The 25,041-nt window shown below is 62.0% G+C and carries 24 protein-coding genes; 21 read left to right on the forward strand and 3 right to left on the reverse strand.

Annotated elements, in window-relative coordinates; genetic code table 11:
• The first annotated feature begins 73 nt into the window (after window positions 1-73).
• From IF690_RS21340 to IF690_RS21365, 6 genes are all read left to right on the forward strand, one after another.
• Window positions 74-577 carry an ureidoglycolate lyase gene (locus tag IF690_RS21340; RefSeq protein ID WP_009050214.1) on the forward strand — a complete coding sequence of 168 codons (504 nt, stop codon included), beginning with the start codon at window positions 74-76 and terminating at the stop codon, window positions 575-577.
• Between the two features lie 51 nt (window positions 578-628).
• Entirely contained in the window at window positions 629-1,948 is a 1,320-nt protein-coding gene (locus IF690_RS21345; RefSeq protein WP_202697274.1) for a urate hydroxylase PuuD, read from the forward strand.
• A gap of 158 nt (window positions 1,949-2,106) precedes the next feature.
• The gene (locus IF690_RS21350) at window positions 2,107-3,465 is read left to right on the forward strand and encodes a nucleobase:cation symporter-2 family protein (RefSeq protein ID WP_202697275.1); all 1,359 of its coding nucleotides are present in this window, start codon (window positions 2,107-2,109) and stop codon (window positions 3,463-3,465) included.
• A 145-nt stretch (window positions 3,466-3,610) separates the two neighbouring features.
• On the forward strand, window positions 3,611-4,396 hold the full coding sequence (locus tag IF690_RS21355) for an outer membrane protein OmpK (protein ID WP_202697276.1): 786 nt from the start codon (window positions 3,611-3,613) through the stop codon (window positions 4,394-4,396).
• Window positions 4,397-4,781: 385 nt separating this feature from the next.
• Window positions 4,782-5,567, forward strand: a complete 786-nt coding sequence (locus IF690_RS21360) for an outer membrane protein OmpK (RefSeq protein ID WP_202697277.1) — start codon at window positions 4,782-4,784, stop codon at window positions 5,565-5,567.
• Window positions 5,568-5,710: 143 nt separating this feature from the next.
• Window positions 5,711-6,565 carry a pirin family protein gene (locus IF690_RS21365; RefSeq protein ID WP_202697278.1) on the forward strand — a complete coding sequence of 285 codons (855 nt, stop codon included), beginning with the start codon at window positions 5,711-5,713 and terminating at the stop codon, window positions 6,563-6,565.
• Between the two features lie 90 nt (window positions 6,566-6,655).
• On the opposite strand, the gene IF690_RS21370 is transcribed toward IF690_RS21365, so the two are convergent.
• Both IF690_RS21370 and IF690_RS21375 read right to left on the reverse strand, forming a co-directional pair.
• Entirely contained in the window at window positions 6,656-7,828 is a 1,173-nt protein-coding gene (locus tag IF690_RS21370; protein ID WP_202697279.1) for a patatin-like phospholipase family protein, read from the reverse strand.
• Window positions 7,829-7,878: 50 nt separating this feature from the next.
• Window positions 7,879-8,811, reverse strand: a complete 933-nt coding sequence (locus tag IF690_RS21375; RefSeq protein ID WP_202697280.1) for a lipid A biosynthesis lauroyl acyltransferase — start codon at window positions 8,809-8,811, stop codon at window positions 7,879-7,881.
• Between the two features lie 121 nt (window positions 8,812-8,932).
• On the opposite strand from IF690_RS21375, the gene minC reads away from it, so the two are divergent.
• The 10 genes from minC to IF690_RS21425 all read left to right on the forward strand — a co-directional run bounded on the left by minC (window position 8,933) and on the right by IF690_RS21425 (window position 19,314).
• Window positions 8,933-9,670, forward strand: a complete 738-nt coding sequence (gene minC / locus IF690_RS21380) for a septum site-determining protein MinC (protein ID WP_009045065.1) — start codon at window positions 8,933-8,935, stop codon at window positions 9,668-9,670.
• Between the two features lie 166 nt (window positions 9,671-9,836).
• The gene (gene minD, locus IF690_RS21385; protein WP_009050222.1) at window positions 9,837-10,649 is read left to right on the forward strand and encodes a septum site-determining protein MinD; all 813 of its coding nucleotides are present in this window, start codon (window positions 9,837-9,839) and stop codon (window positions 10,647-10,649) included.
• Complete coding sequence (gene minE, locus IF690_RS21390; RefSeq protein WP_023966488.1) at window positions 10,649-10,903, forward strand: cell division topological specificity factor MinE; 255 nt, start codon at window positions 10,649-10,651, stop codon at window positions 10,901-10,903. Before minD ends, minE begins: the two co-directional genes overlap by 1 nt.
• A 117-nt stretch (window positions 10,904-11,020) precedes the next feature.
• On the forward strand, window positions 11,021-11,656 hold the full coding sequence (locus IF690_RS21395) for an RluA family pseudouridine synthase (RefSeq protein ID WP_007928667.1): 636 nt from the start codon (window positions 11,021-11,023) through the stop codon (window positions 11,654-11,656).
• 158 nt (window positions 11,657-11,814) lie between these two features.
• On the forward strand, window positions 11,815-12,651 hold the full coding sequence (locus tag IF690_RS21400) for a hypothetical protein (protein ID WP_202697281.1): 837 nt from the start codon (window positions 11,815-11,817) through the stop codon (window positions 12,649-12,651).
• Window positions 12,652-12,756: 105 nt separating this feature from the next.
• Window positions 12,757-14,046, forward strand: coding sequence for a M18 family aminopeptidase (locus IF690_RS21405; protein WP_202697282.1), 1,290 nt, complete (start codon window positions 12,757-12,759; stop codon window positions 14,044-14,046).
• A 202-nt stretch (window positions 14,047-14,248) separates the two neighbouring features.
• Window positions 14,249-14,425, forward strand: a complete 177-nt coding sequence (locus tag IF690_RS21410) for a hypothetical protein (protein WP_202697283.1) — start codon at window positions 14,249-14,251, stop codon at window positions 14,423-14,425.
• 79 nt (window positions 14,426-14,504) lie between these two features.
• Window positions 14,505-16,661, forward strand: coding sequence for a mechanosensitive ion channel family protein (locus tag IF690_RS21415; RefSeq protein WP_202697284.1), 2,157 nt, complete (start codon window positions 14,505-14,507; stop codon window positions 16,659-16,661).
• Window positions 16,662-16,768: 107 nt separating this feature from the next.
• A complete protein-coding gene (locus tag IF690_RS21420) occupies window positions 16,769-18,121 on the forward strand; it encodes an amidohydrolase (protein ID WP_202697285.1) in 1,353 nt (450 codons plus the stop codon).
• A 248-nt stretch (window positions 18,122-18,369) separates the two neighbouring features.
• The gene (locus IF690_RS21425) at window positions 18,370-19,314 is read left to right on the forward strand and encodes an IS110 family transposase (protein ID WP_202697134.1); all 945 of its coding nucleotides are present in this window, start codon (window positions 18,370-18,372) and stop codon (window positions 19,312-19,314) included.
• Between the two features lie 31 nt (window positions 19,315-19,345).
• Here IF690_RS21425 and phnR read toward each other — a convergent pair whose 3' ends face one another.
• A complete protein-coding gene (gene phnR, locus IF690_RS21430) occupies window positions 19,346-20,059 on the reverse strand; it encodes a phosphonate utilization transcriptional regulator PhnR (protein ID WP_202697286.1) in 714 nt (237 codons plus the stop codon).
• A gap of 352 nt (window positions 20,060-20,411) precedes the next feature.
• Here phnR and IF690_RS21435 point away from each other — a divergent pair, with 352 nt between their 5' ends.
• The 5 genes from IF690_RS21435 (at window position 20,412) to IF690_RS21455 (ending at window position 25,024) form a co-directional block, all read left to right on the forward strand.
• Entirely contained in the window at window positions 20,412-21,479 is a 1,068-nt protein-coding gene (locus tag IF690_RS21435) for an ABC transporter substrate-binding protein (RefSeq protein WP_202697287.1), read from the forward strand.
• 123 nt (window positions 21,480-21,602) lie between these two features.
• Window positions 21,603-22,409, forward strand: a complete 807-nt coding sequence (locus IF690_RS21440) for an alkaline phosphatase family protein (RefSeq protein WP_202697288.1) — start codon at window positions 21,603-21,605, stop codon at window positions 22,407-22,409.
• Window positions 22,388-23,251, forward strand: coding sequence for an ABC transporter permease (locus tag IF690_RS21445; protein ID WP_202697289.1), 864 nt, complete (start codon window positions 22,388-22,390; stop codon window positions 23,249-23,251). The genes IF690_RS21440 and IF690_RS21445 overlap by 22 nt, the downstream gene beginning before the upstream one ends.
• Window positions 23,238-24,038 carry an ABC transporter permease gene (locus IF690_RS21450; protein ID WP_202697290.1) on the forward strand — a complete coding sequence of 267 codons (801 nt, stop codon included), beginning with the start codon at window positions 23,238-23,240 and terminating at the stop codon, window positions 24,036-24,038. Before IF690_RS21445 ends, IF690_RS21450 begins: the two co-directional genes overlap by 14 nt.
• Window positions 24,035-25,024 (forward strand): ABC transporter ATP-binding protein, encoded by a 990-nt coding sequence (locus IF690_RS21455; protein ID WP_202697291.1) that lies wholly within the window; start codon window positions 24,035-24,037, stop codon window positions 25,022-25,024. The genes IF690_RS21450 and IF690_RS21455 overlap by 4 nt, the downstream gene beginning before the upstream one ends.
• Window positions 25,025-25,041: the final 17 nt, after the last annotated feature.

Consider the following 25,041-nt stretch of genomic DNA (forward strand, 5'->3'; position numbering starts at 1 on the left):
GTCCACTGTAGGAGCGAGCTTGCTCGCGATGGCTTCAGCACGAACAACACAGAATTCGGATAAGAAGAACAGCATGCGCACATTGATGATCGAACCGCTGACCAAAGAAGCCTTCGCCCCCTTCGGTGACGTGATCGAAACCGACGGCAGCGATCACTTCATGATCAACAACGGTTCGACCATGCGCTTCCATCGTCTGGCCACCGTGGAAACCGCCACGCCGGACGACAAGGCGATCATCAGCATCTTCCGCGCCGACGCGCTGGACATGCCCTTGACCGTACGCATGCTGGAGCGCCATCCGCTGGGCAGCCAGGCGTTCATTCCGCTGCTCGGCAACCCCTTTCTGATCGTGGTCGCGCCACTTGGCGATGCACCTGTATCGGGCTTGGTCCGCGCCTTCGTCAGCAATGGCAGGCAGGGCATTAATTACCATCGCGGCGTCTGGCACCACCCGGTGCTGACGATCGAAAAGCGGGATGACTTCCTGGTGGTTGATCGCAGTGGCACAGGCAATAACTGCGATGAGCATTTCTTTGAAGAGGATGAGTGTTTGATCCTCGCCCCCCACCAATAAGAGAAGGTCTGATCACTCGACAACAAGGGTGACAGGCGAGAGGTAAAGACTGTGGAAGCACATCTGTTGGAATGGCTCAACCTGAGCGTGCGTTGGGTTCACATGATCACTGGCGTGGCCTGGATCGGCGCGTCGTTCTACTTCGTCTGGCTGGAAAACAACCTCAATCGCGTCAACCCCAAGGACGGCCTGTCGGGCGACCTCTGGGCGATCCACGGTGGCGGCATCTATCACCTGGAAAAATACAAGCTGGCCCCACCGTCCATGCCGGAGAACCTGCACTGGTTCAAGTGGGAAGCCTACTTCACCTGGATGTCGGGGATCGCCCTGCTGTGCCTGGTGTTCTACTACAACCCGATGCTCTACCTGGTAGCGCCGGGCAGCGGCCTGACCGGCCCTGAAGGCGTGGCCATCGGCATCGGTTCGCTGATCGCCGGCTGGTTCGTCTACGACTTCCTCTGCGACTCGCCCCTGGGCAAGAAACCCGCCCTGCTCGGCTTCATCCTGTTCGCGCTGTTGATCGCCGCGGCCTATGGCTTCAGCAAGGTGTTCAGCGGTCGCGGCGCCTACCTGCATGTCGGCGCCATCATCGGCACCATCATGGTCGGCAACGTGTTCCGCATCATCATGCCGGCCCAGCGTGCGCTGGTGGCCGCCATCGCCGAAAACCGCACGCCGGACCCGACCCTGCCGGCCAAGGGCCTGCTGCGCTCGCGCCACAACAACTACTTCACCCTGCCCGTGCTGTTCATCATGATCAGCAACCACTTCCCGAGCACCTACGGCAGCCAGTACAACTGGTTGATCCTGGCCGGGATCGCCGTGCTGGCGGTGCTGGTGCGTCACTACTTCAACACCCGCCACGACAGCCACAAGTTCGCCTGGACCCTGCCGGTCGCGGCCCTGGGCATGATCTGCCTGGCCTACGTCACCGGCCCCGCGCAAATGGCCAAGGGCCCGGAAGTAGCCAAGGCGCCGGCGAAGATCGAGTACCAGCCACTGCCGGAAACCGCCATCGGCGGCGGCGCCAAACCTGAAACCGCCGCGACTCCGGCAGCCCCGGCAGCTCCCGAAGTTGCTCCGACGCAAGCGTCCACCCCATCCCAGGGCCCGACCTTCGACAAGGTGCACAACGTGATCCAGGAACGTTGCACCGTCTGCCACTCGGCCAAGCCCACCAGCCCGCTGTTCAGTGCCGCGCCAGCCGGCGTGATGTTCGACACCCCGGAGCAGATCAAGCTCCAGGCCCCACGAATCCAGGCCCAGGCCGTCGCCAGCCAGATCATGCCGCTGGGCAACATCACCCAGATGACCCAACAGGAACGTGACCTGATCGGCGCCTGGATCAACCAGGGGGCGCGCACCAACTAGTACCGCGGTGCCTTGACGGCCGTTATCGCGAGCAAGCTCGTTCCTACAGGAGCGGGCGGCGCTCGCGATCAACCGCCACGCGGTTGGCCTGCTGCAAAAAAGCTGTTCGCAACCACACAGCTTTCTAATCACAAGAATAAAAAGATCCGAGGTGTTGCATGTCCGCGTTAAACGAACCGCGCATCCCCGACGCACCCGCCATTGCGCGACTGCCCCTTTTGCAACTGATCCTGGTCGGGTTGCAGCATGTCCTGCTGATGTACGGAGGCGCCATCGCGGTGCCGCTGATCATCGGGCAGGCCGCGGGTCTGAATCGTGAAGAAATCGCCTTCCTGATCAATGCCGACCTGCTGGTCGCCGGCATCGCCACCATCGTGCAATCCCTCGGCATCGGCCCCATGGGCATCCGCATGCCGGTGATGATGGGCGCCAGCTTTGCCGCGGTGGGCAGCATGGTGGCCATGGCCGGCATGCCCGGCATCGGCCTGCCGGGGATTTTTGGTGCAACCATCGCCGCCGGTTTCTTCGGCATGCTCATCGCGCCCTTCATGTCCAAGGTGGTGCGCTTCTTCCCGCCCCTGGTCACCGGCACCGTCATCACCTCCATCGGTTTGTCGCTATTCCCAGTCGCGGTGAACTGGGCGGGCGGCGGCAGCCACAATGCCGAATTCGGCTCCCCGATCTACCTGAGCATCGCCGCGCTGGTACTGGGCACCATCCTGCTGGTGCACCGTTTCATGCGCGGTTTCTGGGTGAACATTTCAGTGCTGATCGGCATGGGCCTGGGCTATGTACTCTGTGGCCTGATTGGCATGGTCGACCTCAGCGGCATGGCCCAGGCGCCCTGGGTGCAGGTAGTCACCCCGCTGCATTTCGGCATGCCGCAGTTCCATCTGGCGCCGATCCTTTCGATGTGCCTGGTGGTGGTGATCATCTTTGTCGAGTCCACCGGGATGTTCCTGGCGCTGGGGAAAATCACCGGCCAGGAAGTCAGCCCGCGCATGCTGCGTCGCGGCCTGCTGTGTGATGCCGGCGCCTCGTTTTTCGCCGGTTTCCTCAACACCTTCACCCACTCTTCGTTCGCCCAGAACATCGGCCTGGTGCAGATGACCGGCGTGCGTTGCCGCTCGGTAACCCTAGTCGCCGGCGGCCTGCTGATAGTGTTGAGCCTGCTGCCCAAGGCAGCCTTCCTGGTGGCCTCGATTCCACCGGCGGTACTGGGCGGCGCGGCCATCGCCATGTTCGGCATGGTGGCGGCGACCGGGATCAAGATCCTCCAGGAAGCCGACATCGCCGACCGCCGCAATCAACTGCTGGTGGCGGTGAGCATCGGCATGGGCCTGATTCCGGTGGTCCGGCCGGAGTTCTTCGCCCACCTGCCCCTGTGGATGAGCCCGATCACCCACAGCGGAATCGCCATGGCGACCCTCAGTGCCCTAACCCTGAACCTGCTGTTCAACATCCTGGGCGGCACCGAACGGGCCGCCAGCAACGCTCGACACGCCCACCAGCATTGAAGCCTGAACGGGGCGGCCTGGCAGTCGCCCCTGCTTGACCGTCGATACCCGAAATACACGCACGACAGCCAGACCCGGCACCGCGCCTGGTCGCAGTCGGCGGCTGCCTGCGCCTTGACAATAAAAACAAACAGGGAGCAACACGATGAGACATGCACACGTACGCCTGCTGCTCAGCGGCACGCTGCTGGCGACAACCCAGGCCATGGCCGGTGATCTGCTGCTGTGGCAGACCAACAGCCTGACGTACCTGTACGGCAAGAACTTCGCGATCAATCCGTCGATCCAGCAGACGGTGACCTTCGAACACGCCGACCGATGGAAATACGGCGACACCTTCCTGTTCGTCGACAAGATTTTCTACAACGGCCAGGAAGACCGTAACAAAGGCCGCCACACCTTTTACGGCGAGTTCAGCCCCAGGTTGTCGTTCGGCAAGATCCTCGACCGCTCATTGGCCTTCGGTCCGGTCAAGGACGTGTTGCTGGCCATGACCTACGAGTATGGCGAAGGCGACAGCGAGGCCTATCTGATCGGCCCCGGTTTCGACCTCGCCGTCCCGGGCTTCAACTACTTCACCCTGAACGTCTACCGCCGCCAGACCGAAGGCCCGCGCCCCGGCGACGGTGTCTGGCAGATCACCCCCTCCTGGTCCTACAGCATTGCGCTGGGTCGCTCGAACCTGTTGATCGACGGCTACCTGGACTGGGTGGTGGACAACGACCAGAACGAGCGCGGCACCTACCACGCCAACCTGCATATCAACCCGCAGATCAAATACGACCTGGGCAAGGCCCTGCGCCTGGGCGAGAAGCAGTTGTATGTCGGCCTCGAATACAGCTACTGGAAGGATAAGTACGGCATCCAGGACAGCCCGAACCTGGACACCAACCAGAACACCGCCAGCCTGCTGGTAAAGGTGCATTTCTAGGATGGCCGGTAAACATGCCCCAAAGTTGTTTCGAGTGCGCTATTGCAGAGCACTTGAGCAAGGCCGTGGGAGTCAGTATTCTCCGCGGCCACCTGAATCCGGTGAAAAAAAAAGCCCGGATTTAAAACCTGACCAGAAAGCCAACTTATCCTGGCCTCTGGAAAGTACCAAGGCGTACCGATTTAAAACCGAATTCACTCTCGATCGACTGTATTCGTACAGCCGTGCGGGAGTTTTTGCGCTTTTTTTTCGCCTTGGCTCAGCTCTTGCTATCAGCAACAAAGCTGACCGATCGGATGATTTTTCAGCCCATGAAAGGTGCCGCACCAGAGCACCGGCTTTTAAAGAAAAAACGTGGAACCACTTACTTTTTGGGAGCAACCGAATGAACCGCATCTGTAAAGGCCTGATGCTTGCCGGATCCTTGCTGGCTGGGGCCCAGGCCACCGCCGGCGATCTGCTGCAATGGCAGAACAACAGCCTGACCTACCTCTACGGCAAAGACTTCACGATCAATCCGCAGATCCAGCAAACCGTTACTTTCGAACATGCCGATGCCTGGAAGTACGGCGACAACTTCCTGTTTATCGACAAGATCTTCTACAACGGTAAAAAGGACGGCAACGTCGGCCCGAACACTTATTACGGCGAGTTCAGCCCGCGTCTTTCATTCGGCAAGATCTTTGACCAGAAGTTGGAGTTCGGCCCGATCAAGGATGTATTGCTGGCCATGACTTACGAGTTCGGCGAAGGCGATAACGAGTCCTACCTGATCGGTCCGGGTTTTGACCTGGCGATCCCCGGGTTCGATTACTTCCAGTTGAACTTCTACAACCGTCAGACCGAAGGCAGCCGTGCCGGCGACAATGTCTGGCAGATCACCCCGGTCTGGTCCTACACCATTCCCGTGGGCCGTTCGGACATCCTGATCGACGGCTTCATCGACTGGGTGGTGGACAACGACAAGAACGCCAAAGGCGAGTACCACGCCAACCTGCACATCAACCCGCAGATCAAGTACGACCTGGGCAAGGCGCTGAAACTGGGCGACAAACAGTTGTATGTCGGTATCGAATACGACTATTGGAAGAACAAGTACGGGGTCAAGGACACCCCCTACTTCGACACCGACCAGAACACCGCCAGCCTGCTGCTCAAGTACCACTTCTGATGCAGTGAATGCCGTTCCCGTGCTGGTCGCGGGAACGGATTTAATCGAATAAATCGATAGTAATACTTCGATATTCGCAACCATTGATCAATTGAGTTGGCATAGCATGTCGCTCATTCCAACCTGATCAGGAGTTGCTATCGATGACTCAATTTCGCAAAGTACTCAGCGTCCATACCGGCCAGCCCGCCTCGGACGGCGCCGGCGTCAGGCTGACCCGGGTCTTTGGTGGCCAGGGTGTCGAGCGTTTCGACCCGTTCCTGATGCTCGACGAGTTCGGCTCGGAAAACCCCGACGATTACATCGCCGGCTTCCCGCCCCATCCCCATCGCGGTTTCGAAACCGTCACCTACATGCTCGAAGGCCGCATGCGCCACGAAGATCACCTGGGCAACGTCGGCCTGCTGGAAGGCGGTGGCGTGCAGTGGATGACCGCCGCCAAGGGCATCATCCACAGCGAGATGCCGGAACAGGAAGAAGGCGTGATGCGCGGCTTCCAGCTATGGCTGAACCTGCCGGCCAAGCACAAGCTGGACAAGGCCGGCTACCGGGACATTCAACCCCAGGAGATTCCGCGCCTGACCACCGCCAATGACGTGGACGTGGTGGTGATCGCCGGCCGCTTCGATGACGGCCAGGTGCAACAGACTGGCGCCGTGGAACGACCAGACACCGAGCCCCACTACTTCGACCTGCGCCTGCCTGCTGGCGCCAGCATCAGCCCGCGCCTGCCCGAGGGGCACCGGGCCCTGCTGTATGTCTATGAAGGCCAGATCGAGCTGGCCGGGCATCCGCAACCGGTCGCCAGCAGCAAGCTGGTGCGCCTGTCCGACCAGGGTGAAATCCAGCTGAGCAGTGCCGCCGGGGCCCGTGTGCTGCTGATTGCCGGCAAGCCCCTGGGCGAGCCGATCGTGCAGTACGGCCCGTTCGTGATGAACACCCGGGAAGAAATCGAACAGGCGTTGCGGGATTTTCGCGACGACAAACTGACGGCCTGAGCATTGCCCTTAGAAACGCTATCGCGAGCAAGCTCGCTCCTACAGAAACGATGAACACCCTGTAGGAGCGAGCTTGCTCGCGATACTTTTTCAGGCGGTCGCGACCTCTGCCGCCAACCCCAGGAACCGCCGCAGCTCGTCGCGCTTGGCCAGGGCATCGCTGCGCCCCAGCTCGATCAGCTCGCTGCAATACCCCGCCTCGAACAGCAGGTAACTCAGGACCCCGGCACCGCTGGTCTTGGTTGCCCCCGGCCCGCGCAGAAACAGGCGCAATGCCGCTGGCAGCTCATGCCGATGACGGGCAGCGATTTCATCGATCGGCTGGCTGGGCGCAATCACCAGCACCTCGATCGGCGCCACACCCAAAGTGCGCACGGGCGTGCCCGACGGCAGCAGATGACTGAACTGGTTGAGCCGCTGCAGGAGCTCGATGTCGCTCTCCAGGCTGTCAATGAAAGTACTGTTGAGCATGTGGCCGCCGATCTGCGCCAGCGTCGGCTGCTGCCCGGTGTAGCTGCGCTGCTGGGGCGCCTGCGGATCGATGCCACGGGGGTTGCCGCTGACCCCGACCACCAGCACTCGGCTGGCCCCCAAGTGCAAGGCCGGACTGATGGGCGCCGATTGCCGCACCGCGCCGTCGCCGAAAAACTCCTGGTCGATTTTCACCGGCGCGAACAGCAACGGAATCGCCGAACTGGCCAGCAAGTGTTCGACCGTGAGTTCGGTGGGCAGGCCGATACGCCGATGGCGCAGCCAGGCATCGATGGTGCCTGCGCCCTGGTAGAAGGTCACCGCTTGGCCCGATTCATAACCGAAGGCCGTGACCGCCACTGCCTGCAAGTGCTTTTGCGCGATAGCCTGACGAATACCGGACAACTGCAGTTGATCGTTCAACAACTGCCGCAGCGGCGAGCTGTTGACCAGCGCCACCGGCACCTGCGCGCCCAGGCCGAGCAAGCTGTGGCCGACGAACCGGGCGGCCTGGCGGATCACCCCGGGCCAGTCGCTGCGGATCACCTGATGGCTGCGAAAGCCCTGCCAGAACGCCGTGAGACGCTCGATGGCCGCGGTGAAATCCAGCGCGCCACTGGCCACGCTGACCGCGTTGATCGCCCCAGCCGAGGTCCCGACAATCACCGGAAACGGATTGCTCGCCCCTGCTGGCAGCAACTCGGCAATCGCCGCCAATACCCCCACCTGATATGCCGCACGAGCCCCGCCGCCGGAAAGAATCAATCCTGTGACCGGTTCCGCTGGGCTCATCGCAACACTCCATGGCGCTGATAAAGGGCTTTCAATCTAACGCGATAATTTCAACCGCGCTTCTTATACAGCTTCGGCTCGCCCGGCGGGCGGCTCTTGAAGCGGCGGTGCGCCCACAGGTACTGCTCCGGGCACTCGCGCAGCACGCCTTCGATCCATTGGTTGATGCGCAGGCAATCGGCCTCTTCGGTCTCTCCCGGGAAATCCTGCAACGGCGGGTGAATCACCAGCCGATAACCACTGCCATCGGCCAGCCGCTGCTGAGTGAAAGGCACCACCAGGGCCTTGCCCAGCCGGGCGAACTTGCTGGTGGCGGTAACCGTCGCTGCCTGGATACCGAACAGTGGCACGAACACGCTCTGCTTGGCGCCGTAATCCTGGTCCGGTGCGTACCAGATGGCGCGCCCGGCGCGCAGCAGCTTGAGCATGCCGCGCACGTCTTCACGCTCCACCGCCAGGGAATCCAGGTTGTGCCGCTCGCGACCACGGCGCTGGATGAAATCGAACAGCGGGTTCTTGTGCTCGCGGTACATGCCGTCGATGGTGTGCTGCTGGCCCAGCAACGCCGCGCCGACTTCCAGGGTGGTGAAATGCAGGGCCATGAGGATCACGCCCTTGCCTTCCAGCTGCGCCTGCTTGAGGTGCTCCAGCCCTTCGACATGGGCCAGGCGCGCCAGGCGCGGCTTGGACCACCACCAGCTCATGGCCATTTCGAAAAAGGCGATGCCGGTGGAGGCGAAGTTGTCCTTGAGCAGGCGCTTGCGCTCGGCCGCGGACTTCTCGGGGAAACACAGTTCCAGGTTGCGCTTGGCGATCCGCCGACGCTCGCCGGCCACCCGGTACATCAGCGCGCCCAGGGCACGGCCGATCCACAGCAGCAGCGGATAAGGCAACTGGACCACCAGCCATAGCAGGCCCAGGCCCAGCCACAGCGGCCAAAAACGGGGATAAAGAAATGCAGCTCGAAAACGCGGGCGATCCATTACAGATTCCGGACAGACAACAAGGTCGCGCATTCTACATCGGTTCGACCCGGCTTGCGGCCCGCGGGCGTTCTCGTTATAAGTCTCGGCACTTTTAGTGACAAGCCGCTTTATGCCGACCATGAGCCAAACCGAATCGCAAGACCTGGATCCTGTGTTCCAGTTGAAGGGCAGCATGCTGGCCATCACCGTGCTGGAACTGGCCCGCAACGACCTCGAAGGCCTCGATCGCCAACTGGCGGCGAAGGTCGCGCAAGCCCCGAATTTCTTCAGTAACGCCCCGCTGGTGCTGGCGCTGGACAAACTGCCAGCCAGCGAAGGCGCCGTCGATCTGCCCGGCCTGATGCGCGTCTGCCGTCACCATGGTCTGCGCACCCTGGCGATCCGCGCCAGCCGCATCGAAGACATCGCCGCGGCGATCGCCGTCGATCTGCCGGTCCTGCCGCCCTCCGGCGCCCGGGAACGACCGCTGGAACCGCAGGAAAACGAAGCCCGGAAAAAGCCTGAAAAGCCGCCTGAACCGACCATCAAGCCCACCCGCATCATCACTTCGCCAGTACGCGGCGGACAGCAGATCTATGCCCAGGGTGGCGATCTGGTAGTGACCTCTTCGGTCAGTCCGGGTGCGGAACTTCTGGCCGATGGCAACATCCATGTATACGGCCCGATGCGCGGTCGAGCGCTGGCCGGGGTCAAGGGCGACACCAAGGCACGGATTTTCTGTCAGCAATTGAGCGCTGAACTGGTGTCCATCGCTGGCCAGTACAAGGTTTCCGAGGACCTGCGGCGCGATCCGTTGTGGGGGGCCGGGGTCCAGGTCAGCCTGTCGGGTGACGTGTTGAACATCACACGTCTTTAACGGATACTGCCGCATTTTCCAAGCATCTCTAAAACGTAGCGAAAACGGCTCAAACGAAGTAGGAGCAGGTGTTAACCGACCTCCAGCCAAGGCTGTCCGACTGCAGTAGTTTTCAAGAGATGTTTTTCAGGGGCTAAAAGTCCTTTTTCCTTAGGGGTGAAACACCTTGGCCAAGATTCTCGTGGTTACATCCGGCAAGGGTGGTGTGGGTAAGACCACCACCAGCGCCGCTATCGGTACCGGCCTCGCTCTGCGCGGCCACAAAACTGTCATCGTCGACTTCGACGTCGGCTTGCGTAACCTCGACCTGATCATGGGTTGCGAACGTCGCGTGGTGTATGACTTCGTCAACGTGGTCAACGGCGAAGCCAACCTGCAGCAAGCCCTGATCAAAGACAAGCGCCTGGAAAACCTCTACGTACTGGCCGCCAGTCAGACCCGCGACAAAGACGCGCTGACCCAGGAAGGCGTGGAAAAAGTGCTGATGGAGCTCAAGGAGACCTTCGATTTCGTGGTCTGCGACTCCCCGGCCGGTATCGAGAAAGGTGCCCACCTGGCCATGTACTTCGCCGACGAAGCGATTGTCGTGACCAACCCTGAAGTTTCCTCGGTGCGCGACTCCGACCGCATGCTCGGCCTTCTGGCCAGCAAGTCCCGTCGTGCCGAAAGAGGCGAAGAGCCGATCCAGGAACACCTGCTGATCACCCGCTACCACCCGGAGCGCGTCGAAAAAGGGGAAATGCTCGGTGTCGAAGACGTCAAGGAAATCCTCGCTGTGCGCCTTCTCGGCGTGATCCCGGAATCCCAGGCAGTGCTCAAGGCCTCCAACCAGGGCGTGCCGGTGATTCTCGACGACCAGAGCGATGCCGGTCAGGCCTACAGCGATACCGTTGATCGCTTGCTGGGCAAGGAAAAGGAACACCGGTTCCTCAATGTCGAGAAGAAGGGATTCTTCGAGCGCCTGTTTGGAGGTAGGTAATGAACCTTTTTGACTTCTTTCGTGCCAGCAAAAAAGTAAACACCGCGTCGGTAGCGAAAGAGCGTCTACAGATCATCGTGGCGCATGAACGCGGCCAACGCACTGCCCCTGATTACTTGCCTGCCTTGCAGAAGGAACTGGTGGAAGTAATCCGCAAGTACGTCAATATCGGGTCCGATGACGTGCATGTCGCCCTGGAAAACCAGGGCAGCTGCTCGATCCTGGAACTCAATATCACCCTGCCTGATCGCTGATCGATTCGGCTGGAGCCACGGCGGCTCGATCCCTCGGTTTTTCTACAGGAGCAAGCTTGTTCCTGTAGAGACCGGGTTGATCGAGCCGCCGTTGGCGTTTGTTACGAGGCTGTTTTAATGCCGCTGTCGAATATCCGCATCATTCACCAGGACGCTGCCGTCCTGGTGGTGGACAAACCCACCCTGCTGCTCTCCGTGCCTGGCCGGGCCGATGACAACAAGGATTGCCTGATCACCCGCCTGCAGGAAAACGGCTACCCGGAAGCCCGCATCGTCCACCGGCTGGACTGGGAAACCTCCGGCATCATCCTGCTGGCCCGCGACCCCGATACCCATCGCGAACTGTCCCGGCAATTTCACGACCGCGAGACCGAGAAAGCCTACACCGCGCTGTGCTGGGGCCAGCCGGAACTGGACAGCGGCAGCATCGACCTGCCACTGCGCTACGACCCGCCAACCAAACCGCGGCACGTGGTGGACCACGAGTTCGGCAAGAACGCCCTGACTTTCTGGCGAGTGCTGGAACGCTGCGGCGACTGGTGCCGCGTCGAGTTGACCCCGATCACCGGGCGCTCGCACCAACTGCGGGTACACATGCTGTCCATCGGCCACCCACTGCTGGGCGACGGCCTGTACGCACATCCGCAAGCGCTGGCCGCCTGGCCGCGCCTGTGCCTGCACGCCAGCATGCTCAGCTTCACCCATCCGCAGAGTGGCGAACGCCTGCGCTTCGAGTGCCCGGCACCGTTCTGATCGAGAACGGCCACCGTAGCGGGACGCCCCTCGATTGAGGGGCATACATCTACAGAAAAATCCGACCCAAAATAAAGATTAATCTGAATAACTTGTTATGGATTTGTGAAAAAAATATTAAAATAGTGGCTATTCGACATTAAGGCAGGAAGCCCCTCGTGCTCAGCAGTCAGCCATTTCAACGCGATTACCCTTTCACCTTCTGCTTTCTGAATACCACCCTGCACCTTCGCGAAAAACCTTCGGTAAACGCCTGCACAGCCCTCGAACAACTTATCCGCCAACGTCACGCACACAAACAGACCCGCGCCAGCGCCCCTTTGGCGACCGGCGAGACACCGCTGTTCGCCAAGGTGCAGCCTCTGGATACACTCAAGGCGAAAGTTCGCGTCACCCTGGGCAAGCCCCAGCGCAACGGCCGCTTCGACTGGCCGCTGGAAGAGCTGATCAACACCGTCGAAGCCCAGCGCCGCGGCGTACAGATGTCCGACCTTGAAGGATTCGGCTATACCCGGGATCGCCTGGGGCTGGTACAGGAATACTTCATCATTACCCGCCTGCTGGACGACTACGTCGACGGCGTACAGTGGTTACGCAACAACCCGGACAAGATCGAACCCTTTATCCGCGATGCATTCGGACTGCTGCACTCCCTCGCGCAAAAGAACATCACCCACATGGACTTCTGGGCCGGCAACATCATGATCAGCCCCCAGGCTCCGCTCAAGGCCATCGACTTCGAGAACTGCTTCGCGACCATCACGCCCCATCCCAGTGAAACCCTGGGTTTTCAGTTGGGGTTCTTCTACCGTCGCGAAGTCTACAAACTGATCACCGAAGTACGGTACGACGCGCTGGTGGAGGAATACCTCGATCAACTGCCAGGTATTTGCGCAGAGAAATTCGACCAGGTTTACCAGGCCAGCAAGCATGAATATGTGGGCCGCAAGCAACGCCGCGAAGTGTTCCTCAAAGGCAACCTGATCACCGGTTGAGTCGTTTTCCCTGCCGCGATGAATGTTGTCGCCCTCAACGGCATTGCGCCTGCAATGCCGCGAGCCGATACGGTAAACTCGCGCCACTGCTGTCTGGAGTTACTTATGCGCAAAGAGTTGAACCAGGGCCTGATCGACTTCCTCAAGGCCTCTCCTACCCCTTTCCATGCAACCGCCAGCCTCGTTCAACGCCTGGAGGCCGCAGGCTACCAGCGTCTCGACGAGCGCGAGGCGTGGACCACCGAAGCCAACGGTCGCTACTACATCACCCGCAATGACTCCTCCATCGTGGCCGTCAAGCTGGGCCGGCATTCGCCCCTGCAAGGCGGGGTCCGCATGGTCGGCGCGCACACCGACAGCCCGTGCCTGCGGGTCAAGCCGCAACCGGAGCTGCAACGCCAGGGCTTCTGGCAACTGGGCGTGGAAGTCTACGGCGGCGCCTTGCTGGCGCCCTGGTTCGACCGCGACTTGTCGCTGGCTGGCCGCGTCACCTTCCGTCGCGACGGCAAGGTCGAAAGCCAACTGATCGACTTCAAGGTGCCCATCGCGACCATCCCCAACCTGGCCATTCACCTCAATCGAGAAGCCAACCAGGGCTGGGCCATCAACGCCCAGACCGAGTTGCCGCCAATCCTCGCGCAATTCGCCGGCGACGAGCGGGTCGACTTCCGCGCGGTACTGACCGACCAACTGGCCCGCGAACATGGCCTGAACGCCGATGTGGTGCTCGATTACGAGCTGAGCTTCTACGACACCCAAAGCGCCGCGGTGATCGGCCTGCACGGCGACTTCATCGCCGGCGCGCGCCTGGACAACCTGCTGTCCTGCTACGCCGGCCTGCAAGCCTTGCTCAACGCCGACACCGAGGAAACCTGCGTGCTGGTCTGCAACGACCACGAAGAAGTCGGCTCCTGCTCGGCCTGCGGCGCCGACGGCCCGATGCTCGAGCAGACCCTGCGCCGCCTGCTGCCCGAAGGCGACGAATTCGTACGCACCATCCAGAAGTCGCTGCTGGTCTCGGCCGACAACGCCCACGGCGTGCACCCCAACTACGCCGACAAGCACGATGCCAACCACGGTCCGAAACTCAACGCAGGCCCGGTGATCAAGGTCAACAGCAACCAGCGCTACGCCACCAACAGCGAAACCGCCGGTTTCTTCCGCCACCTGTGCATGGCCGAGGAAGTGCCGGTGCAAAGCTTCGTGGTGCGCAGCGACATGGGCTGCGGCTCGACCATCGGCCCGATCACCGCCAGCCACCTGGGCGTGCGCACCGTGGATATCGGCCTGCCGACCTTCGCCATGCACTCGATCCGCGAACTGTGCGGCAGCCACGACCTGGCGCATCTGGTGAAGGTACTGAGCGCGTTCTACGCCAGCCGCGACCTGCCGTAAGCCCTCTTCTGCAGGAGCGAAGCTTGCTCGCGATGAACGATGACGCGGTTGTCCAGTACCTCCGCATCGCCGCCATCGCGAGCAAGCTTCGCTCCTACAAGACGCGAAAATCCAGGCGTCGAGGCATTTCTGATGCACATCAACCCGAATTCGGCCAAAGCCACCTAGACTGATGGGTATCTTTTCCGACAAGGCTGTCGCCATGATCTCGATGTCTTCGTTCCACGCTATGCTCATTCCCATTCTCTCGGGGATGATCCTGCTGGCCATCGGCTACAACTTCCGCGACAAGAATGCCGGCATCTTCAGCATGTGGGCCGGTATGCTGCTGATCCTCGGCACCGTGATCTACAAGATCCTCGCCAAACTCACCGAATAAAATGCGCTGTCCAGGCTCGCATTGGTATTAGCTGCCTCGTACACTCGGTCGATCCGCTTTTTCTGAGGTTGACCGCCCAGTGTTTGCTCGTCTTTCCGTTCTGCCCTACTGCCTGCTTCTCTGCCTCCTGACGCTATTGCCGCTGTCATCGGCCCAGGCAGTGGGTTTGCCGGGCCTGCTCAACAGTGGCAAAACCCAGCCACAAGCCGAGCAGCCCCTGGGGCAGTCGCTGGATGAGGTGATCAAATCCCTGGAAAACGACCAGCAACGCAGCCAGTTGCTGACCGACCTGAAAAAGCTCCGCGACGCCACGAAAAAGGCCCAGACACCCGCCGAAGAAGGCGTGCTCGGCCTGATCGGCGGCACCCTGTCCAGCTTCGAAAAACAGTTCTCCGGCGCCGACAGCCCGATTACCCGCTGGTCGAACGAGTTCGATCAGGCCCAGGATGAACTGGCGGCCCTGATGCTGCCGGCCAGCGAATGGCTGCCGATCATCTTCGCCTTCGCCCTGATCCTGATGGTCTGGAGCCTGCTGGCGGCGGCGCTGATCTGGCTCAGTCACCGCCTGCGGGAGCGTTTCGGCCTCACCGAAGAACTGCCGCAACACCCCAAGACCTGGGACCTGCTGCGCTTCGCCCTGCGCAAACTGGGGCCCTGGCTGATCGCGCTGATCATGACCGTGTACATGACCTACAAACTGCCGTCGTCCCTGGGCAAGGACCTGGCCATGGTCCTGGCTTACGCGCTGGTGGTCGGCACCTGCTTCTCGGCGATCTGCGTGATCGCCTTTTCCGTGCTGGACGGTCCGAACCGTCACCGCGCGCTGTACATTCTGCGGCGCCAGGCGTTCCGGCCGTTGTGGCTGATCGGCAGTTTCGCCGCCTTCGGCGAGGCCTTGAGCGACCCACGGTTGATCGCCAGCCTGGGCAGCCACCTGGCGCACACCGCGGCCACCTTCGCCAATGTCATGGCGGCCCTGTCCACCGGCGTGTTCATCCTGCGCTTTCGCCGGCCGATCGCGCACCTGATCCGCAACCAGCCGCTGTCCCGGCGCCTGACCCGCCGCGCCCTGAGCGACACCATCGAGATCATCGGCACCTTCTGGTACCTGCCAGCGCTGGTACTGGTAGCCATTTCCCTGTTCGCCACCTTCATTTCCGCCGGCGACACCAGCACCGCCCTGCGCCAGTCGCTGATCTGCACCGTGCTGCTGGTGCTGTGCATGGTGATCAACGGCCTGGTGCGCCGCCATTCCCTCAAGCCCCAGCGTGGGCACAAGCGCCACGCCCTGTACTCCGAACGCCTGAAAGGCTTCTTCTACACCCTTGCCCACCTGATGGTATGGCTGGTGTTCATCGAACTCGGCCTGCGGGTCTGGGGCATGTCGCTGATCCGCTTCACCGAAGGCGACGGCCATGAAATCAGCGTCAAGCTGTTCAGCCTCGGCGGCACCCTGCTGTTCGCCTGGCTGATCTGGATCCTCAGCGACACCGCGGTGCATCACGCCCTGACCCGTTCGCGCAAAGGCCTGGCCAATGCCCGGGCGCAGACCATGATGCCGCTGATCCGCAACGTGCTGTTCGTGGCCATCTTCATCATCGCCCTGATCGTCGCCCTGGCGAACATGGGCATGAACGTCACGCCGCTGCTGGCCGGTGCCGGCGTGATCGGCCTGGCCATCGGTTTTGGCGCCCAGTCGCTGGTGGCCGACCTGATCACCGGCCTGTTCATCATCATCGAAGACTCCCTGGCCATCGACGACTACGTCGACGTCGGCGGCCACCTGGGTACCGTCGAAGGCCTGACTATCCGCACCGTGCGCCTGCGGGACATCGACGGCATCGTGCACACCATCCCGTTCAGCGAAATCAAGAGCATCAAGAACTACTCCCGGGAGTTCGGCTACGCGATCTTCCGGGTGGCCATTCCGTACAACATGGACATAGACGAGGCCATCAAGCTGATGCGCGATGTCGGCCAGAAGATGCGCACCGACCCGCTGCAACGGCGCAACATCTGGTCGCCGCTGGAGTTCCAGGGGGTGGAAAGCTTCGAGTCCGGCAACGCGATTCTGCGCGCCCGTTTCAAGACCGCGCCGATCAAGCAATGGGAGGTGTCGCGAGCCTTCAACCTGTCCCTCAAGCGTCACCTCGACGAAGCCGGAATGGACCTGGCCACGCCACGCATGAGCGTGCAAGTGATCACCGCCGGCGGCGGGCCCCAGCAAGAGGAGTAAGGCATCCGGCCGCGTATCGGCAAGGGCGCGGCCGCACTCTCCACGGCTGGGGCGATCACCGGTTTGGCCACCTGAGCAGCACGACAATAATCATGGAGAGAGTCCCTATGCAGCTATCCGCGATCGCCCAAGCCTGCCTGATCGGCGTCCTGGCCTTGTCCAGCCAGGCCGCCAACGCTGTCGACGCCAGCGCCATGGAACAGGCCCGCCAGCACATTGCCGAACAGGCCAAGGCCCTGGAGCCGGCGCTGCTGGAAACCCGGCGCGATATCCACGCCCACCCGGAACTCGGCAACACCGAACACCGCACCGCCGAACTGGTGGCCACGCAACTGCGCGCCCTGGGCCTGGAGGTCAAGACCGGCGTCGCCCGCACCGGCGTGGTGGCGGTGCTCAAGGGCGCCCTGCCCGGTCCGACCGTGGCCCTGCGCGCCGACATGGACGCGCTGCCGGTCAAGGAAATCGCGGACCTGCCGTTCGCCTCCAAGGCCAAGGGTCGCTACCTGGACAAGGAAGTGGACGTCATGCACGCCTGCGGCCATGACGCCCACACTGCCATCCTGCTGAGCACGGCGAAAATCCTCAGCGACATGCGTGAGCGCCTGCCCGGCACCGTGGTGTTCTATTTCCAGCCCGCCGAAGAAGGCCCGAGCGATTTCGTCCCCGACGGCAAGAACACCTGGGGCGCGAAGATGATGGTGCAGGAAGGTGTGATGCAATCGCCCAAGCCGGACGCGGTGTTCGGCCTGCATGTCTGGGCCGGGATTGCGGCCGGGCGCATCGCCTATCGTCCCGGCCCGACCCTGGCCAGCTCCGACGACCTGCGCATCAGGATCCTCGGCAAGCAGACCCACGCCGGCCGCCCCTGGGACGGCATCGACCCGATCACGATCGGCGCCCAGACTGTCGTCGGGCTGCAAACCGTGGTCAGCCGCCGCACCGATATCTCGTCGTTCCCCTCGGTGGTCAGCATCGGCACCATCAACGGTGGCACGCGCTACAACATCATCCCCGAGTCGCTGGACATGACCGGCACCATCCGCTCCTACGACTATGGCATCCGCCAGAAGCTGCACAGCGATGTGCGCCAGACCGTGGAAAAGATCGCCGAAAGCGGTGGCGCCAAGGCCGAGGTGAGCATCATCGAGAAATACGACCCGACCATCAACGACCCGGCCCTGACCGAGAAAATGCTACCGAGCCTGCGCTGGGCGGCCAAGGACGATGTGGTGCAGGGCCCGTTGGTGGGGGGCGCGGAAGACTTCTCCTTCTATGCCAAGGAGGTGCCGGGGTTGTTCGTGTTTCTCGGCGTGACGCCGCGGGACCAGGACATGGCCAAGGCCGCGCCGAACCACAACCCGGGGTTCTTTGTCGATGAGTCGGCGCTGCTGGTGGGCGTGCGCACCCTGGCGTCATTGACCACCGATTATCTGTTTGCCGGGGCCGATCGGCAGGATTGAGGCGCCCTTTCAGACGCTATCGCGAGCAAGCTCGCTTGTATGTCCTAAGGTAGGCCTGTCGGGGTGGAGGGACTTAACTCGCTTCTGCAAGCCAGACGGTAGGAGATTTCCCCCACTCTCGCGTTCACCACAAGCGCCGATAAGGAATCCATCGGCTTGAGCACCACCTCAAGACCGACCATATCTACAAGCCTGCGCCAAACGTGAGTCCCCGACAGGTCGTTTTATCTTGTCTGCAGGAGCGTCTCATGACAATACAAACCCCCATCATCGGCATCGATGTCGCCAAGGAAAACCTGAGCCTGTATCGCCTCGATACGCAGCAAAGCGCTACGTTGGCCAACGATCGACGCGCGATCGTGACCTGGTTGAAAACATTGCCCGCAGACTGTGCCGTGGCCATCGAGGCCACCAGCACTTACCACGTCCTGCTGGCGGATCTGGCTTACCAATGTGGGCACAGGATCTATGTCATCGATGGCTACCGCCTGAGCAACTACCGCAAGGGGATCGGTGGCCGCGCCAAAACCGACCAGAGCGATGCCCGCTTGCTGGCGCGTTACCTGGCCCATGAGCAGAACCAGTTGCATCCCTGGAACCCCGCCTGCAAGGCTTATCGGCGCCTGCAACTGCTGCTGCGCCGGCGCGCCACGCTGGTCCGCAGCGCCACCGCCTTGCGCCTGAGTTTTGCTCAAGACCGGCAGATGGCCCGGGAGCTGAAACCGGTACTGGAGCGCATCAAACGCCTGGAACGGCGGCTTAACGAGCAAGTGCACAAGGCGTTGCAGGAGGCGGGCCTGGCTGAGCAGGCCAAGCGTTGCCAGGCGATCGAAGGCATCGGCCCGCTCACCGCTGCGGCCCTCAACCTGGCGTTCCTGCGAGGATCTTTCCGCAACAGCGATGCGTTCATCGCCTTCCTGGGCCTGGATGTGCGGGTCAAGGAATCCGGGCGCTACAGCGGTCGGCGCAAACTGAGCAAGCAAGGCGACTCGGAGATCCGTCGCCTGCTCCACAACGCCGCCATGGCGGCAAGCAGGACCGCCGCCTGGCAACAGCGTTACCAGCAATACCTGCAACGCGGCCTGAAACGAACAGAAGCGCTGGTCATCCTCGCCCGCAAGTTGGCCCGTATCGCTTTCGCCCTGATGAAGACCCAACAACCGTATCGACCGGCGGTTGATACGGTTGGGTAGACATAGAATCTCCTACAAGGGGCGCAGGCACTCAAACGACGTCGACGCCGACATGGATCGCATCGTGGCGCCAGAACTCCAGGTCGCAGTCGATCAGGCGCTGGTGCTGGTCGTAATTGACCCGGGCGATCCGCAGCCCCGGACTGCCCGCCGACACCTTCAGCGCCGCCGCGGCGTCCACCGGCAAGGAAGTCGGCACGATCTCGAAGCGCACCCGGCCGTAATGCAGGTCGTAGTGCCGCGCGTACAGCTCGGTGATCGACTGGTTCAGGTCGAAGTCAAGGATGCCCGGAAAGTACTGTGGATTGAGGTAGTGCTCCACATACAGCACCAGGCGCTCGTCGATACGCCGTACCCGACGGATCTGGATCACGCTGGACAGCGCCGGCAGTTGCAACCAGGCACAGACCGCCGCTGAAGCCGGTTGCAGGCGCGCCGAGATCATCTCGGTCGACGGCACCCGCCCCTGGGCGCTGACCATCGCGTGAAAGTGGCTGCGCTGCATCAAGTTGTAGGCCAGCCGCGGTGGCGAGACGAACCAGCCGCGTCGCTCCTCGCGATAGATCTGGCCCTGGGCCTCCAGCTGCAACAAGGCTTCGCGCACGGTAATCCGGGTCGTACCGAACAACTCGCTGAGCTTGCGCTCGGCCGGCAGCTTGCTACCGGGCGCCAACAACCCGTGATCGATCTGTTCCTGCAGGACCTGCCCAATGGCTGTCACCGCCTTGACTGCCTCTTCGCGCATCAACGTTACCTATCTGGACTAGACCAGCACTGTTTCAGGGCAAAACGTGCCTGGAAAAAAGGCACTCAGCCTTCACCGAGAGCCTAGGCAATGCATATGACTGACAGATGACAAAGCCGCCCAATGGCTGTGCCAGACGCCTGCAATTGGCTGGCCAAGTCCTTTCATATCAGCCGTTTAGCCTTGGTCTACGCTTATCTCGCAGCCCCGCACCTGCCGCCCGCGAATGCCTTGCAGGACTGATGCCGACATTAAAGTGTCATCCAGCCGGCTTAAATTGGCTCAGGTATTGCTGACCTAGACCAACAACGTTAGACAAACCCAGCGTTGAACACGCCCAAAGGAGCTTCGGATGAAACAGCTTTTCCTGGCATCACTGTTAGGCTCGACCATCGCCCTGTGCACCACCGCCATGGCCGCTGATACCGACTTGAAGACCCTGGAAGCCGCGGCGAAAGCCGAAGGCGCCGTCAATAGCGTCGGCATGCCCGACGACTGGGCCAACTGGAAAGGGACCTGGGAAGACCTGGCCAAGCACTACGGCCTCAAGCACATCGACACCGACATGAGTTCGGCCCAGGAAATCGCCAAATTCGCCGCCGAGAAAGACAACGCCAGCGCCGACATCGGCGACGTGGGCGCGGCCTTCGGCCCGATCGCGGTCAAGCAGGGCGTGGTCCAGCCTTACAAGCCAAGCACCTGGGACCAGGTCCCGGACTGGGCCAAGGACAAGGACGGCAACTGGGCGCTGGCCTATACCGGCACCATCGCCTTCATCATCAACAAGAAGCTGCTGCACGGTTCCGAAGCGCCGAAAAGCTGGGCCGACCTGGAGAAAGGCAAATACAAGGTCTCCATCGGTGACGTGAGCACCGCCGCCCAGGCCGCCAACGGCGTGCTGGCCGCGGCCATCGCCAAGGGCGGCGATGAAAAGAACATCCAGCCGGCGCTGCTGATGTTCGCCGAGATCGCCAAGCAAGGACGCCTGTCGCTGGCCAACCCGACCATCGCCACCATGGAAAAGGGTGAAGTGGAAGTCGGTGTGGTCTGGGACTTCAACGGCCTGAGCTACCGCAACAAGATGGTCAACAAGGACGACTACATCGTGCTGATCCCGTCGGACGGCTCGGTGATCTCCGGCTACACCACCATCATCAACAAGTACGCCAAGCACCCGAACGCGGCCAAGCTGACCCGTGAATACATCTTCAGCGATGCCGGACAGATCAACCTGGCGCGTGGCAATGCCCGCCCGATCCGCGCCGAGCACCTGACCCTGCCCGCCGAAGTCCAGGCCAACCTGCTGCCCAACGAGCAGTACAAGAAAGTCACGCCGATCAAGGACGCCGATGCCTGGGAGAAGACCTCCAAGGGCCTGCCACAGAAATGGCAGGAAGAAGTGATCATCAACATGCAGTAATGCTGCATCTGTAGGAGCAAGCTTGCTCGCGATCCAGGCGCCGCGGTCTGTCCCGGAACGCAGGGGCACTCGCGAGCAAGCTCGCTCCTACAGGCACCTGGTTGCCTTGCGGAGTCCTCCCCCATGTCACACAACGTCATCCTTGTCGTGCTCGACGGCCTCAACCACGAGGTCGCCCGCCATGCCATGGGACACCTTCAGGCCTACGTCGGCGCAGGACGCGCCGCGCTGTACAAGCTGGAATGTGAACTGCCGGCCCTGTCCCGACCGCTCTACGAATGCATCCTGACCGGGGTGCCACCGCTGGACAGCGGCATCGTGCACAACAACGTCTCGCGCCTGTCCAACCAGCGCAGCATTTTCCACTATGCCAGCGCCGCCGGGCTCAGCACCGCCGCCGCGGCCTATCACTGGATCAGCGAGCTGTACAACCGCTCACCGTTCAACCCGGCCCGGGACCGGCATACCGACAACAAGAAGCTGCCGATCCAGCACGGGCATTTCTACTGGAACGACCACTACCCCGATTCCCACCTGTTCGCCGATGCCGAGCACCTGCGGCTGCGCCATGCGCCGAACTTTCTGCTGGTGCACCCGATGAACATCGACGACTCCGGGCACAAGCACGGCCTCGACAGCCCGCAATACCGCAACAGCGCACGCGCGGCCGACATCCTCCTCGCCGACTACCTGCAGGGCTGGCTCGACGCCGGCTACCAGGTGCTGGTGACGGCCGACCACGGCATGAACAACGACCGCTCCCACAACGGCCTGTTGCCCGAGGAGCGGGAAGTGCCGCTGTTCGTCCTCGGCGATGCGTTCAGCTTCAGTCCCGTCGCCACGCCGGATCAGACCGAGCTGTGCGGCACCATCTGCGAATTGCTCGGCGCGCCCCACGACAAACCTGTATGCCGGGAGTTGCTGAAGTGAATGCATTCACCCGTGGCCAATGGCTGGCGATCCTGTGCCTGCTGCCTTTTGCCCTGTTCTTCATCGTGTTCCAGATCGCCCCGTTGCTCTGGGTGCTGGTCAACAGCCTGCAATCGGAAGAATTCGGCTGGGGCCTGGCCAACTTCAACAAGATCTTCAGCTCGAAGTTCTATCTGCAGGCCATCCAGTACAGCCTGGAGATCAGCTTCTGGTCGAGCGTATTCGGCATCGTCATCGCGATCCTCGGCAGCTACTCGCTGCGCCGGGTCGACTCGAAGCTGCGCAACTTCGTCAACGCCTTCGCCAACATGACCAGCAACTTCGCCGGCGTGCCCCTGGCGTTCGCCTTCATCATCCTGCTCGGCTTCAACGGCAGCATCACCATCATGCTCAAGCAGGCGGGGATCATTCAGGACTTCAACCTGTACTCCAAGACCGGCCTGATCATCCTCTACACCTACTTCCAGATCCCCCTGGGCGTGCTGCTGCTCTACCCGGCCTTCGACGCCCTGCGCGAAGACTGGCGCGAGTCCGCGGCATTGCTCGGTGCCAGTGGCTGGCAGTTCTGGCGCCATATCGGCCTGCCGGTGCTGACCCCGGCGCTGCTGGGGACCTTCGTCATCCTGCTGGCCAACGCCCTGGGCGCCTATGCCACGGTCTATGCGCTGACCACCGGCAACTTCAACGTGCTACCGATCCGCATCGCCGCCATGGTTTCCGGCGACATCTCCCTGGACCCGAACATGGCCAGCGCCCTGGCCGTGGTCCTGGTGACGCTGATGACCCTGGTGACCATCGTCCATCAGCTGCTGTTGAAGAGGAGCTACCATGTCTCGCGCTGAACCCGGCTCCGCCGCCCTCTATCACCGGGTCGTGGTGTACCTGCTGTTCGCCATCCTCCTGCTGCCGCTGGCCGGGACCCTGATCTACTCCATCGCCAGCAGCTGGTCGGCGACCATCCTGCCCAGCGGCTTTACCTTCAAGTGGTACATCCAGCTGTGGAGCGACCCACGCTTCCTGCACGCCTTCGGCCAGTCGCTGCTGGTCTGCGTCGGGGCCCTGATCCTGTCGGTGGTGCTGATCCTGCCGCTGCTGTTCGTGGTGCACTACCACTTCCCACGGCTCGATGCGCTGATGAACATCCTGATCCTGCTGCCATTTGCGGTGCCGCCGGTGGTGTCCTCGGTGGGCCTGCTGCAACTCTACGGTTCAGGGCCGTTCGCCATGGTCGGCACGCCGTGGATTCTCGTCGGCTGCTACTTCACCGTGGCCCTGCCCTTCATGTACCGGGCGATCACCAACAACCTGCAGGCGATCAACCTGCGCGACCTGATGGACGCCGCCCAGTTGCTGGGCGCCAGCACCTGGCAGGCGGCCTTCCTGGTGGTGCTGCCGAACCTGCGCAAGGGCCTGATGGTAGCCCTGTTGCTGTCGTTCTCGTTCCTGTTCGGCGAGTTCGTGTTCGCCAACATCCTGGTGGGTACCCGCTATGAAACCCTGCAGGTCTACCTGAACAACATGCGCAACAGCAGCGGCCACTTCACCAGCGCGCTGGTGATTTCCTACTTCTTCTTTGTGCTGGTTCTGACCTGGGCCGCCAACATCTTGAACAAGGACAACAGCCAATGAGCTTCGTCAGCGTCCAACACCTGCAGAAAAATTACAGTGGCACCCCGGTGTTCAGCGACATCAACTGCGAAATCCACAAGGGCGAATTCGTCACCCTGCTCGGCCCCTCCGGCTGCGGCAAGTCCACCCTGCTGCGCTGTATCGCCGGCCTGACCCCGGTGGACGCCGGCAAGATCCTCCTCGACGGCCGCGACATCGTGCCCCTGAGCCCACAGAAACGCGGGATCGGCATGGTGTTCCAGAGCTATGCGCTGTTCCCCAACATGACCGTGGAACAGAACGTGGCCTTCGGCCTGCGCATGCAGAAGGTCAACGCCGACGAGAGCCACAGGCGCGTGCTCGAAGTCCTGCGCCTGGTGGAGTTGCACGACTTCGCCAGCCGTTATCCCCACCAACTGTCCGGAGGCCAATGCCAGCGTGTGGCCCTGGCCCGCTCGTTGGTGCCCCGTCCGCGCCTGCTGTTGCTGGACGAGCCGCTGTCGGCGCTGGACGCACGGATCCGCAAGCACCTGCGCGAGCAGATCCGGCAGATCCAGCGTGAACTGGGGCTGACCACGATTTTCGTCACTCACGACCAGGAAGAAGCCCTGACCATGTCCGACCGCATCTTCCTGATGAACCAGGGCAGGATCGTCCAGAGCGGTGACGCCGAGACGCTCTACACCGCACCAGTGGATGTGTTCGCCGCAGGCTTCATCGGCAACTACAACCTGCTGGACGCCGAAAGCGCCAGCAAGCTGCTGCAGCGGCCGATCAACGGACGTATCGCGATACGCCCCGAAGCCATCGAACTGCGCAAGGACGGCGAACCCGACGCGCAGATCCGCAGCCACAGCCTGCTGGGCAACGTGATCCGCTACCGGGTCGAGGCCCGTGGCGTGGAGCTGGTGGTGGATGTATTGAACCGCTCGCCGGAGGACCTGCACCCCGACGGGCAACGCCTGGCACTTTCCATCGATCCCACGGCCCTCTGTGAGGTAGCCTGATGACTTTGACGCAGACG

The sequence above is a fragment of the Pseudomonas sp. SK3(2021) genome, assembly GCF_016772375.1.
Taxonomy (GTDB): domain Bacteria; phylum Pseudomonadota; class Gammaproteobacteria; order Pseudomonadales; family Pseudomonadaceae; genus Aquipseudomonas; species Aquipseudomonas chlororaphis_I.

Coding starts and splice junctions, on each gene's coding strand:
- IF690_RS21455 (WP_202697291.1), top strand. CDS start 24,035: ATGAGCTTCGTCAGCGTCCAACACCTGCAGAAAAATTACAGTGGCACC.
- IF690_RS21340 (WP_009050214.1), top strand. CDS start 74: ATGCGCACATTGATGATCGAACCGCTGACCAAAGAAGCCTTCGCCCCC.
- IF690_RS21450 (WP_202697290.1), top strand. CDS start 23,238: ATGTCTCGCGCTGAACCCGGCTCCGCCGCCCTCTATCACCGGGTCGTG.
- IF690_RS21410 (WP_202697283.1), top strand. CDS start 14,249: ATGATCTCGATGTCTTCGTTCCACGCTATGCTCATTCCCATTCTCTCG.
- IF690_RS21420 (WP_202697285.1), top strand. CDS start 16,769: ATGCAGCTATCCGCGATCGCCCAAGCCTGCCTGATCGGCGTCCTGGCC.
- IF690_RS21365 (WP_202697278.1), top strand. CDS start 5,711: ATGACTCAATTTCGCAAAGTACTCAGCGTCCATACCGGCCAGCCCGCC.
- IF690_RS21395 (WP_007928667.1), top strand. CDS start 11,021: ATGCCGCTGTCGAATATCCGCATCATTCACCAGGACGCTGCCGTCCTG.
- IF690_RS21350 (WP_202697275.1), top strand. CDS start 2,107: ATGTCCGCGTTAAACGAACCGCGCATCCCCGACGCACCCGCCATTGCG.
- IF690_RS21360 (WP_202697277.1), top strand. CDS start 4,782: ATGAACCGCATCTGTAAAGGCCTGATGCTTGCCGGATCCTTGCTGGCT.
- minC (WP_009045065.1), top strand. CDS start 8,933: ATGAGCCAAACCGAATCGCAAGACCTGGATCCTGTGTTCCAGTTGAAG.
- IF690_RS21425 (WP_202697134.1), top strand. CDS start 18,370: ATGACAATACAAACCCCCATCATCGGCATCGATGTCGCCAAGGAAAAC.
- IF690_RS21375 (WP_202697280.1), bottom strand. CDS start 8,811: ATGGATCGCCCGCGTTTTCGAGCTGCATTTCTTTATCCCCGTTTTTGG.
- IF690_RS21445 (WP_202697289.1), top strand. CDS start 22,388: ATGCCGGGAGTTGCTGAAGTGAATGCATTCACCCGTGGCCAATGGCTG.
- IF690_RS21370 (WP_202697279.1), bottom strand. CDS start 7,828: ATGAGCCCAGCGGAACCGGTCACAGGATTGATTCTTTCCGGCGGCGGG.
- IF690_RS21355 (WP_202697276.1), top strand. CDS start 3,611: ATGAGACATGCACACGTACGCCTGCTGCTCAGCGGCACGCTGCTGGCG.
- IF690_RS21440 (WP_202697288.1), top strand. CDS start 21,603: ATGTCACACAACGTCATCCTTGTCGTGCTCGACGGCCTCAACCACGAG.
- IF690_RS21405 (WP_202697282.1), top strand. CDS start 12,757: ATGCGCAAAGAGTTGAACCAGGGCCTGATCGACTTCCTCAAGGCCTCT.
- phnR (WP_202697286.1), bottom strand. CDS start 20,059: ATGCGCGAAGAGGCAGTCAAGGCGGTGACAGCCATTGGGCAGGTCCTG.
- IF690_RS21435 (WP_202697287.1), top strand. CDS start 20,412: ATGAAACAGCTTTTCCTGGCATCACTGTTAGGCTCGACCATCGCCCTG.
- minE (WP_023966488.1), top strand. CDS start 10,649: ATGAACCTTTTTGACTTCTTTCGTGCCAGCAAAAAAGTAAACACCGCG.